This window comes from Lysobacter daejeonensis GH1-9 (assembly GCF_000768355.1).
GTDB lineage: Bacteria > Pseudomonadota > Gammaproteobacteria > Xanthomonadales > Xanthomonadaceae > Aerolutibacter > Aerolutibacter daejeonensis.
Genome location: NZ_AVPU01000004.1, coordinates 34,295 through 49,561, shown reverse-complemented (window position 1 = coordinate 49,561; position 15,267 = coordinate 34,295). Strand labels below are relative to the sequence as shown.

The following is a 15,267-nucleotide window of genomic DNA, read 5'->3' as shown; positions in this document are numbered from 1 at the left end:
CCGTGACCGCCACTTTCACCCCCCTCAGCGGGTTCAGCTGCCCCTCCTCCAGACGCATGCGATAATCGCAGACCCGTTACGACCTTTACGCCCATGCCCCGCCAGCACCTCGTCACCTGCGCCCTGCCCTACGCCAATGGCCAGATCCACCTGGGCCACCTGGTGGGCTACATCCAGGGCGACATCTGGACACGGGCGCAGCGGATGGCGGGCCACACGGTTCACTTCGTCTGCGCGGACGACACCCACGGCACGCCGATCATGCTGGCTGCCGAAAAGGCCGGGATGACGCCGGAGGCCTACATCGCCGGCATCCAGGTGGCGCACGAGCGCGACTTCGCCGACTTCGGCGTGGCGTTTGACCACTTCGACTCGACCAACTCCGAGGGCAACCGCGTCCTGACCGAGGCGATCTTCCAGCGCCTGCTGGAGAACGGGCACATCACCCGCCGCTCGGTGGCGCAGTTGTACGACCCCGAGAAGGGCATGTTCCTGCCCGACCGCTACGTGAAGGGTATCTGCCCCAACTGTGGCGCTGCAGACCAGTACGGCGACAACTGCGAGAACTGCGGCGCCACTTACGCACCGACCGAGCTGAAGGAGCCGCGCTCGGTGCTGTCGGGCGCCACGCCGGTGATTCGCGAGTCGGAGCACTTCTTCTTCGAGGTCGGCCAGTTCGAGGCCTTCCTGCGCGGCTGGCTGGCCGGCGACGTGGCCACCGCCGGCACCAAGGCCAAGCTGCTGGAGTGGCTGGACGCCGAGGGCGGCCTGCGCGCGTGGGACATCTCGCGCGATGCGCCCTACTTCGGCTTCCAGATCCCGGGGCACCCGGGCAAGTACCTGTACGTGTGGCTGGACGCGCCGATCGGTTACCTGAGCAGCTTCCAGGCGTTGTGCGATCGCACGGGGCTGGATTTCTCCAGCTTCCTGCGCCCGGACAGCACCGCGGAGATGCACCACTTCATCGGCAAGGACATCGTCAACTTCCACGGCCTGTTCTGGCCGGCGGTGCTGCACGGCTCCGGCCACCGCGCGCCCACGCGCCTGCACGTCAACGGCTACCTGACCGTGGACGGCGCCAAGATGTCGAAGTCGCGCGGCACGTTCATCATGGCCCGCAGCTACCTTGAGCACGGCCTGGATCCCGAAGCGCTGCGCTACTACTTCGCCACCAAGACCTCCGGCGGCGTGGACGACCTGGACCTCAACTTCGCCGATTTCGTGGCGCGGGTGAACTCGGACCTGGTCGGCAAGTTCGTGAACCTGGCCAGCCGCTGTGCGGGCTTCATCGGCAAGCGATTCGATGGCCAGCTGGCGTCGTCGCTGCCGGACGCTGCCATGTACGACCGTTTAGTGGCGCAGCTGGAACCGATTGCCGAGGCCTATGCGCACAACGAGGCCGCCACCGCGCTGCGCCTGACGATGACGCTGGCCGACGAGGCCAACCGCTACATCGACGACACCAAGCCGTGGGTGCTGGCCAAGCAGGAAGGCGCCGACGCCGAGCTGCACGCGGTTTGCACGCAGGGCCTCAACCTGTTCCGCGTGCTGGCGGCCGCGCTCAAGCCTGTGCTGCCACGCGTGGCAGCGCAGGCCGAGGCCTTCCTGGCCGCGCCGGTCACCGGCTGGCAGGACCTGCAGCAGCCGCTGCTGGCCCACCGTATCCACGACTACATCCCGTTGTTCACCCGCATCGACCCGAAACAGATTGACGCCATGATCGAAGCCAGCAAGGAAACCCTGCAGCCTGCCACCCCCGCTTCGGCCGGCACCGGCGATGCCAAGGACGCCGCGAAGAAGGCGACCGGCAACGACACGGCGAAGGCCAGCGCGAAGCCGGCTGCGGGCCCAGCGACACCGGCTGCCGATGGTGCGCCGGCGCACATCGGCATCGATGACTTCGCCAAGCTCGACCTGCGCGTCGGCAAGGTGCTGGCGTGCGAGTTTGTCGAAGGCTCCGACAAGCTGCTGCGTTTCGAACTGGACGCGGGCGACCTGGGCACCCGCCAGATCTTCTCCGGCATCCGCGGCTCCTACGGCGAACCGGAAAAGCTGGTCGGCCGCAGCGTGGTGTTCATCGCCAACCTGGCCCCGCGCAAGATGCGTTTCGGCCTGAGCGAGGGCATGATCCTGTCCGCCGGCTTCGATGGCGGCAGCCTGCACCTGCTGGATGCCGACAGCGGCGTCCAGCCGGGCATGCCGGTCCGCTGAGCCGCGATCAAGCGGGGCGGCCGCTGCGCCGCCCTCCCGCACCCCGACGCGAAACGCCATGGCGATCGCAACACCCCCTACGACGGACCTCAACGCGCTGACCGAGCGCCTGGACCGCCTGCTACCGCAAACCCAGTGCGGACAGTGCGGCTATCCCGGCTGCCGTCCGTACGCGGAAGCGATGGCCAAGGGTGAAGCCGGACCCGACCACTGCCCGCCGGGCGGTGACGCGGGCGCACATGCGCTGGCGCACGTGCTGGGCGCTCCCCTGCGTCCCTACGATCGCAGCCGCGGCGAGCACAAACCGGCGGCCGTGGCGCTGGTCGTGGAAGCCGACTGTATCGGCTGTACGAAATGCATCCAGGCGTGTCCGGTGGACGCCATCATCGGTGCTTCAAAACACATGCACACGGTGGTCGAGCCACTGTGCACCGGTTGCGAGCTGTGCGTTCCCGCGTGCCCGGTGGATTGCATCGTGATGGTCTCGCCCGCCGTTGCGGCAGGCGCCGTCAACCAATAGCGTCGGGAAACTCAGTTACCGCGCACTGGTGGCGGACTTTGCGCCCGCTTGGCTGCTGGCCGTCGAGGTGCAGGCGGAGCACACGCGCTCCACGGCATAGCCCTTGGCGCGCAGCTTCTCGACCACGCCATCGCTGCCCAACAAATGCAGCGAACCCACGACGACCAGCACGTCGTCGTTCTTGCCCTGCCCGTCCAGCATCGCCTGCAACTGGGGCACCCAGGCATCGTTGCGCTGCACGTTCATGATCCGATACGAGACCGGGGCCTTTTCCTGCATTTCCACGCGGGTAAGCTGCTCGAGCCGCGCCGTGTCGCCCTGGCGCCACGCATCATGCAATTCGTTCAACACCGCAGGCATCTCGCCAAAGCGGTCGACGAAGTCGACCAGGCCCGCGACCTGCTCTTCCATCGGTGAGGCATCCAGTGCGCCGAGCTGGAAGTCGATGCTTTCCAGCGCACCCGTGGCCTTGCCGGCCTCGATGGCGCGACGGGCCAGATGCTGGTCCAGCCCCATCTCCGCCTGGAAGCCTTGGGCACCGGCCATGCCCAGCGTCAGCGAGAGGTTCACGAACCAAGGCTCAAATCCGTCAATGGCAGCGATGGAGCCGCCCTGCCGCGCCAGCAGGCGATCGAGCTTCTCGCGCAGGACCGGCGGCACCACGGTGCTCAGGCGGCGCTCGTCCCCGAAGCCGGCGGCCAGCAGGAATTTCTGCGCAGTCGCGGGGTCGGCCAGCTCTTCCAGCGCCACTTCGAACACCACCTTCTCCGCATCGTCGAAGGCGCGGTCGACGTCCGCCGACAGCGGATAGTCGCTCGGCTTCAGCAGGTGCAGGGAGCCCAGCAGGTAGAGGGTGTTGTCGCGGTCGGAGACCTTCCACAACAGCGGCACCGGCGCCGAGTCCGCCCCTATTGCCGATGCGGCCGGTGCCGCGGCTTTGCCCTTGGCCGGGGCCAGGGCGCGCGTCGGAGCGGGCGTGATTGCGGGCGCGTCCGTCGCGGCCCACGCCATCGCCGAGATCAGGGTTGCGGAACCAAGGATCAGGGCAAGGGCGTTAAGGCGTCGGGACATGTCTAGGAGAACCGGGGCGGCGGCGACCGAGGTTGGTCAGAGTTTCTTGGCGTAGGCCTTCTCACCGGCCGTGATCTGCAGATCCAGCCGGTTTTCCAGCGGCGGCAGCGGACAGGTGGCGAAGGAGGTGAAGGCGCAGGGAGGATTGTAGGCCTGATTGAAGTCCAGCAGCACCCGCCCCTGTGGATCCGGCATGTTGGCGTACAGATAACGGCCCGCCCCATAGCTGCCGTGTCCGCTGGTGCGGTCGGCCAGGATCAGGAACAGCTTGCCGTCGCCTTCGTCCAGCGCTTCCAGCCGGAAGGTCTTGTCGTCGCGTTCGAATTCCACCACGCCCGGGTTGGCCACGGCATCGGTGGTGCCAATGATGCTCACCACATCCAGGGTCTTGCCCGCCGGGTGCGCGACGAACCGCGCCGGAATCTGCCAGGAACGATCTGCCGGCCAGTAATCCAACCCGGCAAACCCGACGCGCGTCGGCGCGTCGGCGTGCTTCACGCGGAGCGCGTAGCGCTGGCCGCGCTTGATCACCGTGGCGATGCCTCTACCCTCATCAAAGCCGACCACGCTGGGGCCGGCAGGATCGGCGTCCGTGCGCAGCGTGACGCTCCCCTTGGTCGGCTGGCCGTCCAAGGTGACCGCAACTTTGGACTCGACCGCAAACCGCAGGGCGTCGCCCTTCAGCGTCACCAAGCCCAGGTGTGCTGGACCCTTGGCCAGGCGGATGCCATTGTCGGCGTCGCTGCCGATGTAGTGCGATCCCGGGTCGATCCAGTGCAGGCCCACCAGGCTGGTCCAGCCATCGGGCTTGGTCAGGTCGGCCTTGCGCTGCTCGCGCCATGCCTGCTGCACGGCGGTGAAGGCCACGTCCTCCGCCGATGGCGTCGTAGTGGCCGCGTCTTCCTTGTCGCCGCAGCCGGCCAACAACGCGGTCGAAAGAAAGGCAATGGCCAGCAGCGGGCGATGCCACGGATGGGACAGGCGCATGTCAGCGTCCTCGGAGGAACCAGCGGTCGATATCGGCAAGGGTAAACCGCGCCCAGGTGGGCCGGCCATGGTTGCACTGGCCGGAACGCTCGGTGACTTCCATTTCCCGCAGCAGGGCATTCATCTCGGGCAGCGACAAGCGGCGGTTGGCGCGAACCGCGCCATGGCAGGCCATGGTCGCCAGCAACTCATCGCGAGCAGCGGCGACGCGCCGCGATTCGCCGTGCTCGCGCAGGTCGGCCAGCACGTCGCGCAGCAACGCCTCCACGTCGCCGTGGGCCAGCAGCGCCGGCACGCTTCGCAGCGTCAACGACTGCGGACCGCTACGGGTTATCTCGAACCCTAGCGCCGCAAGCGTATCGGCCTCGCGTTCGGCGACATCGGCCTCGCGCTCGGCCACCGCCAGCGTGGCGGGCACCAGCAGCGGCTGGGTGCGGAGGCCTTCGCCATCATGCGCGGTCTTGAGCTTCTCGTAGCCGATGCGCTCGTGCGCGGCATGCATGTCGACGACAATCAACCCGTCCGCCGTTTCAGCCAGGATGTAGATGCCGTGCAACTGGGCGATGGCGTAGCCGAGCGGCGGCAGGCCTGAGTCGCCGTTGCCCGGCATGGGAGTGGAAGCGGACGAAGCCACGATCGCGGATGGAGCGCCATACAGCGCGCCGTACGACGCACGCACTTCCTCAACCGGCAGACCCAGCGGCGCTTGCGGCCGATTCCAGCCAATGCCGCCGCCAGCCGCGCCCGGCGCGCCGAAGGCGAAGCCCGTGGGCATCGTCCCGGCACTGGGGGCCGACTGGCCCTGCTGGATTCCAGCACCCTGCCCGTCCACGGCGGTCGCGCCCCCGGCGACCACGCCTGCGCGCGTACCCGCCAAGGCATCGTGCAAGGTGCGATAGACGAAGTCGTGAATCAGTCGGGCATCGCGGAAGCGGACCTCATGCTTGGCAGGATGCACGTTGACGTCGACCCGCCGGGGGTCAAGCTCCAGGAACAGCACGTAGGCCGGCTGGCGCCCGTGGAACAACACGTCGGCATACGCTTGCTTCACCGCGTGCGCCACGCTGCGATCGCGCACCGCACGTCCGTTGACGTACAGGAACTGCTGGTCGGCACTGGCGCGGTTGTAGACCGGCTGTGCAATCCACCCGTGCAAGCGCAAGCCGGCTGCGGCGTGGTCGACGTGCAAGGTATTGCGGGCGAACTCCTCGCCCAACGCTTCATGCAGGCGCACCTCGGATAGCAGGTCGCCTTCACCCTTCCAGCGTCGCGAGGGCTTGCCGTTGTGCGAAACGCGCAGCTCCACGTCCGGCCGTGCCAACGCCAATTGCCGCAGCCAGTCCTCGATGTGGCCCAACTCGGTGCGTTCGGCGCGCAGGAATTTACGGCGCGCGGGCACGTTGAAGAACAGGTCACGCACCTCGATGGTCGTGCCCTGCGGATGCGAGCGCGGAATGACCTCGCCCACGCGGCCGCCGTCGATCTCCAGCGCTGCGCCGTGTTCGGCCCCGCGATGACGTGAAGCCAGCAGGAACCGGCTGACCGAAGCAATGGACGGCAACGCCTCACCGCGAAACCCCAGCGTCGCCACGCCTTCCAGATCGTCCAGCGAGGCGATCTTGCTGGTCGCGTGGCGCGACACCGCCAGCGGCAGTTCCTCAGGCGGGATACCAAGGCCGTCATCGCGGATGCGGATCAGCCGGACGCCGCCCTCTTCGAGGTCGATGTCCACGCGCCTGGCGCCGGCATCGAGTGCGTTCTCGACGAGTTCCTTGACCACCGACGCGGGTCGTTCGACGACTTCGCCGGCGGCGATCTGGTTGATCAGGGTGTCAGGCAGTTGGCGGATGGGCACGTTGGGGGCGACGCCTGCTCAGCGCCGTCAAAAAACCAACGATGATGATAGCCGGAATCGCTGCTGCGACCCGGGGAGCGCCTGGATCAGGGGCTTCCGCCCGCCGCGGCTGCGCCGGCCGACGCCACCTCGGTGGCCTTCGCGCGCGCCGCGTAATAGGTGCCCGGCGGCGGCTGGCGGGTGAAGTAGGTGTTGACCCCATCCACCACCGCGCCCGCGATCTTGCGCACGAACGCCGGGTCGTTGAGGCGACGTTCTTCTTCCGGGTTGGAAATGAACGCCGTCTCCACCAGCATCGACGGCATGTCGGAGGTGCGCAGCACCGCGAAGTTGGCCCGCTCCACGTGCGGCTTGTGGTTGTTGCCGACGCGCTTGAGTCCACTCAGCACGTGGTCGGCCGCCTCTTCCGAGGCGCGCATGTGGCCGGACTGGGTCAGGTCGAGCAGGACCGAGGCCAGCGTGTTGTTGGCCTTCTCCAGGCGCACACCGCCGATCAGGTCGGAGGAGTTTTCCTTGTTGGCCAGCCAGCGCGCCCGCTGCGATGACGCGCCCTTCAGTGAGAGCACGTACACCGAGGAACCGTCCGCGTTGCGATTCTCGGCGGCGTCGGCATGGATGGAGATGAACATGTCCGCCTTGGCCGCGCGCGCGAGCCGCGCACGCTGCGGCAGCGGGAGGAACAGGTCACGGTCGCGGGTCAGGTAGGCCCTGAGGCCCGGCGTGGCATTGATCTGGCGCGCCAGTTCACGGCTGATGGCCAGCGTGACGTCCTTCTCGCGGGTGCCGTTCATGCCCATGGCACCGGGATCCTGCCCGCCATGGCCGGCATCGATGGCGATGACCAGCGGGCGGGCGCCACGGCCGGTCATCACGTCCTGCAGCGTCTTCACGGCGGCGGCGCGCGAGGCCTCGTCATCCGCGGCAGAGGATTTCGCGGTGGCGGTTGCCGTCGAAACGGTCGTCGGCGTCACCGCGCCCGATGCGACGCGGGTCGGAGCGCCGGTAGCCACACGGATGTCGCCCGGCATCGTCGATGTGGATGCGGTCGATGGCGCCACGGTCGCGGGCGTATCGGCTCCCGCAGCCGAGGCAACGTGTTGCCCCGACGCTGCATTGGATGTGCCGCCGCCGTTGGCCGGCAATCCCGCGGCGATCTGAGAAATCAAACGCGTGGTCGCGGCGGACGAAGCAGCGGTCGGGTCGGCGGAGGTCGGGGCTATCGCGGTGGGCGGCGTCTGCAGCTTGGAAGCAGCCGGCGCAGGGACCGCCACGGCTGCCACGGTGCTGCCCCGGGAGGATTCCACTTTGCCCATCGCGGCACCGTCGCCCGGCCATTCCAGGACGAGGATGGCGCCGCTGGCCGCAGGTTCCAGCCGCGGCTTGAGAACAGCGATCTTCTCGACGAGGTCGAAAACGATGCGGGCCGTGCCCGGCGCGGGCTGCCCGGCGCGGATCGATTTCACCACGCCAGCACCGACCGGCATGGTCACGCCTTTGCCCAGCGCGGAAGCGGGAAGGTCGACTACGAGGCGGTCCGGCCCTTGCAGGCTGATGACCTTGAACTCGGCCGATTGGTCCAGGGCAATCTCGGCGCGAGTGCCAGTGGCGCCGCTATGGAGCTCCAAGCTCTTGATTTCACTGGCATGCGCGAAATTCCAGGCCAGCGCCGACAGCAGCGCCGTGCCAAGCAGGAACTTCTGTACGGTGGCCCCTTTCACTCGCATGGAAGCAAGTCAATCACTCTGTCGCGCGGATTGCAAGCCCCTTTTCCCTTATAGATCCGCAACCTGCCTCAACTTCTTAGTGAAGGATTCAGGAGTCGGCCCCAACCCTATGGCGGAACGCCGCCCCGACCCATGCCTGCCCTCGGGACGTCGTCGGCCGCAACTCCGCCCTGCGCCCCTCGCCCGCCACCGCCAGATCGACCACCAGATCGGCGGCTGGCAGGGCACCCCGGCCGCGCTCGGGCCATTCCACCAGCCAGAGGGTCACCTCGTCGGCATCCAGCCCCAGGAACTCGAGTTCCCCGGGGTCGCCAATCCGGTACAGGTCCAGATGCCACGCCTCGCCCCCGCCGGGCAACGGGTAGCGTTCGACCAGCGTGTAGGTGGGGCTGCGGATGGTGCCCGTGACGCCCAACGCACGCAGCAGCGCGCGCGCCAGCGTGGACTTGCCGGCACCCAGATCGCCGCGCAGGTGCACCACCGCATGCGCGGGGCGCGAATGGGCCAAGGCCTCACCCAGGCGAGCCGTCGCGTCCGCGTCGGCCAATTCAATCGTCGTCAAGCACCCTCCTTCACATTGCGCAGACGCCGTAGTTCGGGCATCAGGTCGCTGGGCAGCAGTCCGATGGGGCCCGCGACCGTCGCTGCTGCGTCACCTGCGGCGGCGTGCAGCAACGCCCCGTAGCTGGCCGCATCGAACGCGGACAGCCCCTGCGCGTGCAGCGACGCAACCACGCCCGTCAACACATCGCCCATTCCACCCACCGCCATGCCCGGATTGCCCGCGCCGATCACGCGCGACGTGGCCCTCGGTGAAGCGACCACGGTACCGGCGCCCTTGAGCACGACGACCGCGTTGTAGCGTTGCGCAAGGTCATTCGCGGCGCCGTAACGATCATGCTGCAACGCGCGAGCATCCGTCGCCAGCAGGCGCGCGGCCTCACCGGGATGGGGCGTCAACACGCACCCAGCGGGCAACGCCTGCGGCATCGCCGCGAGCAGGTTAAGCGCATCGGCGTCCAGCACCAATGGCTTGCCTGAAGCGAGCGAAGCCTCGAACAGCGCCTTGCCCCATGCTTCCTGCCCGAGACCAGGCCCGAGCGCGACAACATCCGCCGACTCCAGCAGTTCGCGCAGGTCCGGATCATCGGCATCCACGCGCCGAGCCATGACTTCGGGTCGACGCGACAACATCGCGGTCACGTGTTCGGCGCGGGTACCCACATCCACCAACCCTGCGCCAGCGCGCAGTGCGGCCTCCGCGGTCATGAGGATCGCGCCGCCATGCCCCAGGTCACCGCCCAGGCACAGCACACGGCCGTGGCGACCCTTGTGGCTTTCGCGTGAACGCCTTGGCAGCCGCGCGGACAACGATGCGGTCCGCAACCACTCGGCGGCAGGCACGTTGCTGGCGATATCGGTCTGGGTAAGCCCCAGGTCGGCGAGCAGGCACTCGCCCACATGATCGAGTGCCGCGCCCGTTACGAGGCCGCGCTTGGGCAGCAGGAACTCGATCGTCGCATCGGCACGGATCGCTGTGCTTGCCACCGAGCCCGTGTCGGCATCAACGCCACTGGGCACATCCAGCGCCAGCACCGGCAACTTCGCCCGCTCGATGGCCGTGAACAGCGCGACCGCCTCGTCCGAAGGCGCGCCACGGAAACCAATCCCGAACACGGCATCGACGACAATATCCGAGGGCGGCAACGCGCCGGACCATGTCACAACGCTGCCGCCCGCCGCGACGTAATGCTCGGCGGCGTGCACCGCCAGCGTCCCGCACGGCACGTGGTCCGACAGGCGAACCACTTGGACATCCCGCCCGGATTCAAGCGCATGGCGGGCAAGTACATAGCCGTCGCCGCCGTTGTTGCCCGGGCCACAGGCCACCAGGATCCGTCGCGCGCCGGGCCATCGATCCAGTAGCGCCTGCCAGGCGGCCTGCCCCGCGCGCGCCATCAACAATGCCGAATCTCCCAAGCGTACGGTAGCCCGCGCCTCGACCGCGCGCACGGCTTCAACGGCATACAAGGGAGCATCGGACATGCCGCGATTCTATACTGCCATTGCCGTGAGCCCTTCCCCTGCCCCACCCGCCGACACAACAACCGACTTCGACGCGTTGGCGCCGCGCCTGCGCGAGCTTGCTCACGAGGCTGGCTTCCAGCACTTCGGTATCGCGGGCATCGAGCTGGACGCCGACGAGGTCCACCTCCGCGATTGGCTGGCGAAGGGGCTGCATGGTTCCATGGGATGGATGGCGCACCACGGCGACAAGCGCTCGCGCCCCGACGAACTAATCCCCGGCACCCTGCGCGTGATCTCTGTCGGGCTGGATTACGGCCGTCGCGATGACGCGGAAGCGTGGCAAACGCTGGCCGATGGCGAGCGCGCCTACGTAGCCCGTTACGCACTCGGGCGCGATTACCACAAGCTGATGCGCCAGCGCCTGCAGAAGCTGGCCGAGCGCATCGCCACCGAGATCGGCCCGTTCGGCTACCGCGTATTCGTCGATTCCGCTCCCGTCCTGGAACGCGCCCTGGCGCGCAATGCGGGCCTGGGCTGGATCGGCAAGCACACCTGCCTGATCGATCGGGATGGCGGGTCGTGGTTCTTCCTCGGCGAAATCTACGTGGATCTCCCCTTGCCAGTGGACCCACCCGCCACCGCTCATTGCGGCACCTGCACCCGCTGCATCGAAGTCTGCCCCACGCAGGCGATCGTCGCGCCGTATCGACTGGACGCCCGGCGCTGCATTTCCTACCTCACCATCGAGCACGACGGCGCCATTCCCGAAGAGCTGCGCGTGCCTATGGGCAACCGCATCTTCGGCTGCGACGACTGCCAATTGGTGTGCCCCTGGAACAAGTTCGCCAAGCGCAGCGACGAGCCGGATTTCCGCGCCCGCAACAATCTCGACCAGGCATCACTGGCCGAACTCTTCGCGTGGACCGAGGATGAGTTCCTGCGTCGCACCGAAGGCACCGCGATCCGCCGCAGCGGTCATGAGCGCTGGCTGCGCAACATTGCGGTGGCACTGGGCAATGCGCCCACGTCGCCAGAGGTGGTTGCAGCGCTGGAGTCGCGACGCGAGCACGACAGCGCACTGGTGCGTGAGCATGTGGCGTGGGCGTTGCAGCGCCACGACACCAAGCGGGAATCAGCGGGACAGTGAAGCCCGCTCGCGCCACTCGGCAATCAATGCCGCGGTGACGGGATCTTCTGCGGCATGCCGGCCTTCCAGCGCAGGCAGCAACCGGTTGGCGACCTGCTTGCCCAGCTCCACGCCAAACTGGTCGAAGGGATTGATGCCCCAGACCAGCCCCTGCAGGTAGACGCTGTGCTCATACATGGCGATGAGCGCACCCAGCGACTGCGGGGTCAGCTCGTCGAGCAGGATCAGCGTGCTGGGACGCTGGCCGGCATAGCTGCGATGGGGATCCTCGCTGCTCTGCCCATTCGCGAAGGCTTCCGACTGCGCGAACAGGTTGGCCAGCAGCGCAAGGTGGTTGCCCGGATGATCGTGGTCGGGGCGCGCAATGCCGATGAAATCCAATGGCTCGACATTGGTACCCTGGTGCAAGGCCTGGAAAAAGCTGTGCTGGCTGTCAGTGCCAGCACCGCCCCACCATACCGGCACGGTATCCACGGCCACCGGCGAGCCATCCAGGCGCACGGACTTGCCCAGACTCTCCATCACCAACTGCTGCAGGTAGTTGGGCAACAGCTTCAGCCGCTCGTCATACGGCAGCACGGCCTGGGTGGACAGCTTGAGCGCATTGCGGTTCCACACCGCGGTCATCGCGTGCCACACCGCGAGGTTCTCGCGCAGTGGCGTCAGCAGCACATGCGCATCCATGCCCGCGGCGCCGCCCAGCAACGCCTCGAACTGGTCCATGCCGATGGCCAGCGCAATGGGGAACCCCACCGCCGACCAGAGCGAATAGCGACCGCCCACCCAGTCCCACATCGGCAGCACCCGCTCCGGCGGGATGTCGAAGGCGGCCGTGGCACGCGGCGGGTTGGCGGTGATGGCATACAGGCGGCGGTCGTCACCCAGCCAGGCGCGCAGGATGGCGCCGTTGAGCAGCGTCTCCTGCGTGCCGAAAGTCTTGGAAATGAGCAGCACCGCCGTGCGCGCAGGGTCGAGTTGGGCCAGCACGCGCTGTGCGGCGGCACCATCCACGTTGGACAGGAAATGCACGCGGAAGCGGCCACCTACCACCGGGGCCAGCGCATCGACCACCAGGCGCGGCCCCAGGTCGGAGCCGCCAATGCCGACGCTGACGATGTCCGTCACCTGGCTCACGGCCAGTCCGTCGATCAGCGCACGCATGCGCTCGCGGACCTCCTGCGCCATGGCGTGGGCCTGGCGGCCGGACTCGGTACCGGTCAGGTCACCACGCAGCGCGGTATGCAGCGCCGCGCGGCCCTCGGTGGCGTTGACGGGTTCGCCGGAGAACAGCGCGCGCAGACGCTCCTCGGCGCCCACGGATTCGGCCACGGCAAACAGGGCCTCAAGCGCTGCGCGGTCGTAGCGCTGCCGGGCGAAATTGGCGTACACCGGGCCGGCGCGCACGGCGAACCCGGCCGCTCGCGCGGGATCGGCGGCAACGAGGGCGGCGGTGCTCACCCCCTCCAGACGGGCGGCGAAGGAAACAAGTTCGTCCAGCCCGTTGGTCGTTGCCATGCGGCGGTCAGGCGGCCTGTGCGGGAATCGAGTGGTTGGTGTGGGTCAGGCGGTTGTCGCCGTCCACGTAGACCAGGGTCGGCTTGTACTTGGCCGCTTCGGCCTCGTCGGCCACGCCATAGGCGCAGATGATCACCAGGTCGCCCACCTGCGCGCAGTGCGCCGCGGCCCCGTTGACCGAGATGATGCCGCTGCCCTCTTCGCCGCGGATCGCGTAGGTCGAGAAGCGGTGGCCGCTGTTGATGTTGTAGATGTGGATCTGCTCGTACTCGCGGATGCCCGAGATGTCGAGCAGGCGACCGTCGATGGCGCACGAGCCTTCGTAATGCAGCTCGGCGTGGGTGACGGTGGCGCGGTGGATCTTGGCCTTGAGCAGGTTCAGTTGCATGTGCGTACTCAATCCGCAGGGGGTCGCGGGTGAAGGCAGGATTCTACCAATTGATGGCGCAATGCAACATCCGCCCGGAACCGGTTCAGCCGCCAGCAGGCGTAGGGGCTCCAACGCCGTTCAGGCGTCGAATTCCAGGTTGTCGATCAGCCGGGTGGAGCCCAGCCGCGCGGCGATCAGCGCCACCCGGGGGCCGGCCTCGCCGTCCACCGGCTCGCGCAGGTCGGGGGTACGCACGACCGCGTAGTCCACCTGGAACCCGGCCTCGGCCAGCGCAGCGGCCGCCTGGGCCTCCACCCCGGGCCGGGACGCTCCGCCCTGCACCGCCCCGCGCATGGCCTGCAGGGTGCGGTAAATGACCGGGGCGCAGGCGCGCTCCTCGGTCGACAGGTACTGGTTGCGTGAACTCAGGGCCAACCCATCCTCGGCGCGAAAGGTCGGCGCGGCGACCAGTTCCACCGGGAAGGCAAGGTCGCGAACCATGTAACGGATCACGGCCAGCTGCTGGTAGTCCTTGCGGCCAAACACCGCCACGTCCGGCTGCACCTGCAGCAACAGACGCGACACCACGGTCGCGACGCCATCGAAATGGCCCGGGCGATGGGCGCCTTCCAGGGTCGCTGTGACCTCGGGCACGCGCACGCTCACGGCGGCATCCGCACCGTAGGGGTACATGGTGTCCACCGACGGCAGCCACAGCACGTCGCACCCGGCCGCCGCCAGACCCTCTGCATCGGCCTGCGGGGTGCGCGGGTAACGGGCGAAATCCTCGTTCGGCCCGAACTGGGTCGGATTCACGAACACACTGGCCACCACGCGGTCGGCATGCCGGCGCGCCAGTTCGATCAGCGAGAAATGGCCGGCATGCAGGTTGCCCATGGTGGGGACCAATGCCACGCGCAGTCCCGCGCGCTTCCACTCGGCCACGCGGACGCGCAGCGTCGCCAGATCCTGGACGGTCTCGATCATCGGTTCGGTCTTCCGGTGGTGCCTGGGTCGGTCAGGCGTAGGAGTGTTCGGCGTCGGGGAAGGTGCCGTTGCGCACCGCATCGGCGTAGGCCTGCATGGCGCCCGTGATCGAGCCGCCCTCGGCCAGGAAATCCTTGACGAAGCGAGGGCGGCGGTGGCCGCTGTTAACGCCCAGCAGGTCATGCAACACCAGCACCTGCCCGTCGCAACCGGGCCCGGCACCGATGCCGATGGTCGGAATGGCGAGGTCGGCGGTGATCTGCGCTGCAAGCGGGCTGGGCACGCACTCCAGCACCAGCAACGCGGCACCGGCGTCGGCCACGGCGCGGGCGTCGGCACGCAGCTTGGCCGCAGTGGCATCGTCGCGGCCCTGCACCTTGTAGCCCCCCAGTCGCAGCACCGACTGCGGGGTCAGGCCAAGGTGGGCGCACACCGGGATCTCACGCTCCACGAGGAAACGGATCACGTCGAGCTTGTGGCCCGCGCCTTCCAGCTTGACCATCGCCGCGCCGGACTGCAGCAGGTGCGTCGAGGCATCCAGCGCACGCTCCGGGGTGGCGTCGGCCTGGAACGGCAGGTCGGCGACCACGAGCGCCTTCGACAGGCCGCGCTTCACGCAGGCGGTGTGGTAGCCGATATCGGCAACGGTCACGGGCAGCGTGCTGTCGTGCCCCTGCACCACCATGCCCAGGGAATCGCCAATCAGCACCAGGTCGATGCCGCTGGCATCCAACGCGCGCGCGAACCCGGCGTCGTAACAGGTGAGCATCACCAGCTTTCGGCCGTCGCGCTTGGCGTCTGCCAGGGCCGGCACGGTCCACGGTTTGTCGTGCGGGGTGGAGGTATACATGG

Annotated in this window: 13 protein-coding genes; 3 read left to right on the top strand and 10 right to left on the bottom strand. The window is 68.1% G+C overall.

Annotated features, from left to right (window positions below; all coding sequences use genetic code 11):
* The first annotated feature begins 93 nt into the window (after positions 1-93).
* Both metG and rnfB read left to right on the top strand, forming a co-directional pair.
* A complete protein-coding gene (metG, locus tag N800_RS03410; RefSeq protein ID WP_036134931.1) occupies positions 94-2,211 on the top strand; it encodes a methionine--tRNA ligase in 2,118 nt (705 codons plus the stop codon).
* Positions 2,212-2,269: 58 nt separating this feature from the next.
* On the top strand, positions 2,270-2,731 hold the full coding sequence (gene rnfB, locus N800_RS03405; protein ID WP_052107869.1) for an Rnf electron transport complex subunit RnfB: 462 nt from the start codon (positions 2,270-2,272) through the stop codon (positions 2,729-2,731).
* Positions 2,732-2,746: 15 nt separating this feature from the next.
* Here the strand turns inward: rnfB and N800_RS03400 are convergent, their stop codons facing one another.
* The 6 genes from N800_RS03400 to N800_RS03375 form a co-directional block, all read right to left on the bottom strand.
* Positions 2,747-3,802 (bottom strand): TraB/GumN family protein, encoded by a 1,056-nt coding sequence (locus N800_RS03400; RefSeq protein ID WP_084087151.1) that lies wholly within the window; start codon positions 3,800-3,802, stop codon positions 2,747-2,749.
* Positions 3,803-3,838: 36 nt separating this feature from the next.
* Positions 3,839-4,789 carry a DUF1684 domain-containing protein gene (locus N800_RS03395; RefSeq protein WP_052107867.1) on the bottom strand — a complete coding sequence of 317 codons (951 nt, stop codon included), beginning with the start codon at positions 4,787-4,789 and terminating at the stop codon, positions 3,839-3,841.
* 1 nt (position 4,790) lies between these two features.
* On the bottom strand, positions 4,791-6,644 hold the full coding sequence (gene mutL / locus N800_RS03390) for a DNA mismatch repair endonuclease MutL (RefSeq protein WP_036134929.1): 1,854 nt from the start codon (positions 6,642-6,644) through the stop codon (positions 4,791-4,793).
* A gap of 86 nt (positions 6,645-6,730) precedes the next feature.
* The gene (locus tag N800_RS03385; RefSeq protein ID WP_052107866.1) at positions 6,731-8,368 is read right to left on the bottom strand and encodes an N-acetylmuramoyl-L-alanine amidase; all 1,638 of its coding nucleotides are present in this window, start codon (positions 8,366-8,368) and stop codon (positions 6,731-6,733) included.
* Positions 8,369-8,456: 88 nt separating this feature from the next.
* Positions 8,457-8,930: a tRNA (adenosine(37)-N6)-threonylcarbamoyltransferase complex ATPase subunit type 1 TsaE gene (tsaE, locus tag N800_RS03380; RefSeq protein ID WP_036134915.1), complete on the bottom strand. Its 474-nt coding sequence runs from the start codon at positions 8,928-8,930 to the stop codon at positions 8,457-8,459.
* Positions 8,927-10,414 carry a bifunctional ADP-dependent NAD(P)H-hydrate dehydratase/NAD(P)H-hydrate epimerase gene (locus N800_RS03375; RefSeq protein WP_036134912.1) on the bottom strand — a complete coding sequence of 496 codons (1,488 nt, stop codon included), beginning with the start codon at positions 10,412-10,414 and terminating at the stop codon, positions 8,927-8,929. Before N800_RS03375 ends, tsaE begins: the two co-directional genes overlap by 4 nt.
* Between N800_RS03375 and queG the strand changes: the two genes are divergently transcribed.
* The gene (gene queG / locus N800_RS03370; RefSeq protein WP_036134909.1) at positions 10,413-11,543 is read left to right on the top strand and encodes a tRNA epoxyqueuosine(34) reductase QueG; all 1,131 of its coding nucleotides are present in this window, start codon (positions 10,413-10,415) and stop codon (positions 11,541-11,543) included. The genes N800_RS03375 and queG overlap by 2 nt on opposite strands.
* Here queG and pgi read toward each other — a convergent pair.
* From pgi to panB, 4 genes are all read right to left on the bottom strand, one after another.
* Positions 11,529-13,058, bottom strand: a complete 1,530-nt coding sequence (gene pgi, locus N800_RS03365) for a glucose-6-phosphate isomerase (RefSeq protein ID WP_036134906.1) — start codon at positions 13,056-13,058, stop codon at positions 11,529-11,531. The genes queG and pgi overlap by 15 nt on opposite strands.
* A gap of 7 nt (positions 13,059-13,065) precedes the next feature.
* Positions 13,066-13,446 (bottom strand): aspartate 1-decarboxylase, encoded by a 381-nt coding sequence (gene panD, locus N800_RS03360; protein WP_036134903.1) that lies wholly within the window; start codon positions 13,444-13,446, stop codon positions 13,066-13,068.
* Between the two features lie 120 nt (positions 13,447-13,566).
* Complete coding sequence (panC, locus tag N800_RS03355) at positions 13,567-14,415, bottom strand: pantoate--beta-alanine ligase (RefSeq protein WP_036134900.1); 849 nt, start codon at positions 14,413-14,415, stop codon at positions 13,567-13,569.
* A gap of 31 nt (positions 14,416-14,446) precedes the next feature.
* Positions 14,447-15,265: a 3-methyl-2-oxobutanoate hydroxymethyltransferase gene (panB, locus tag N800_RS03350; RefSeq protein WP_036134897.1), complete on the bottom strand. Its 819-nt coding sequence runs from the start codon at positions 15,263-15,265 to the stop codon at positions 14,447-14,449.
* Positions 15,266-15,267 lie beyond the last annotated feature (2 nt).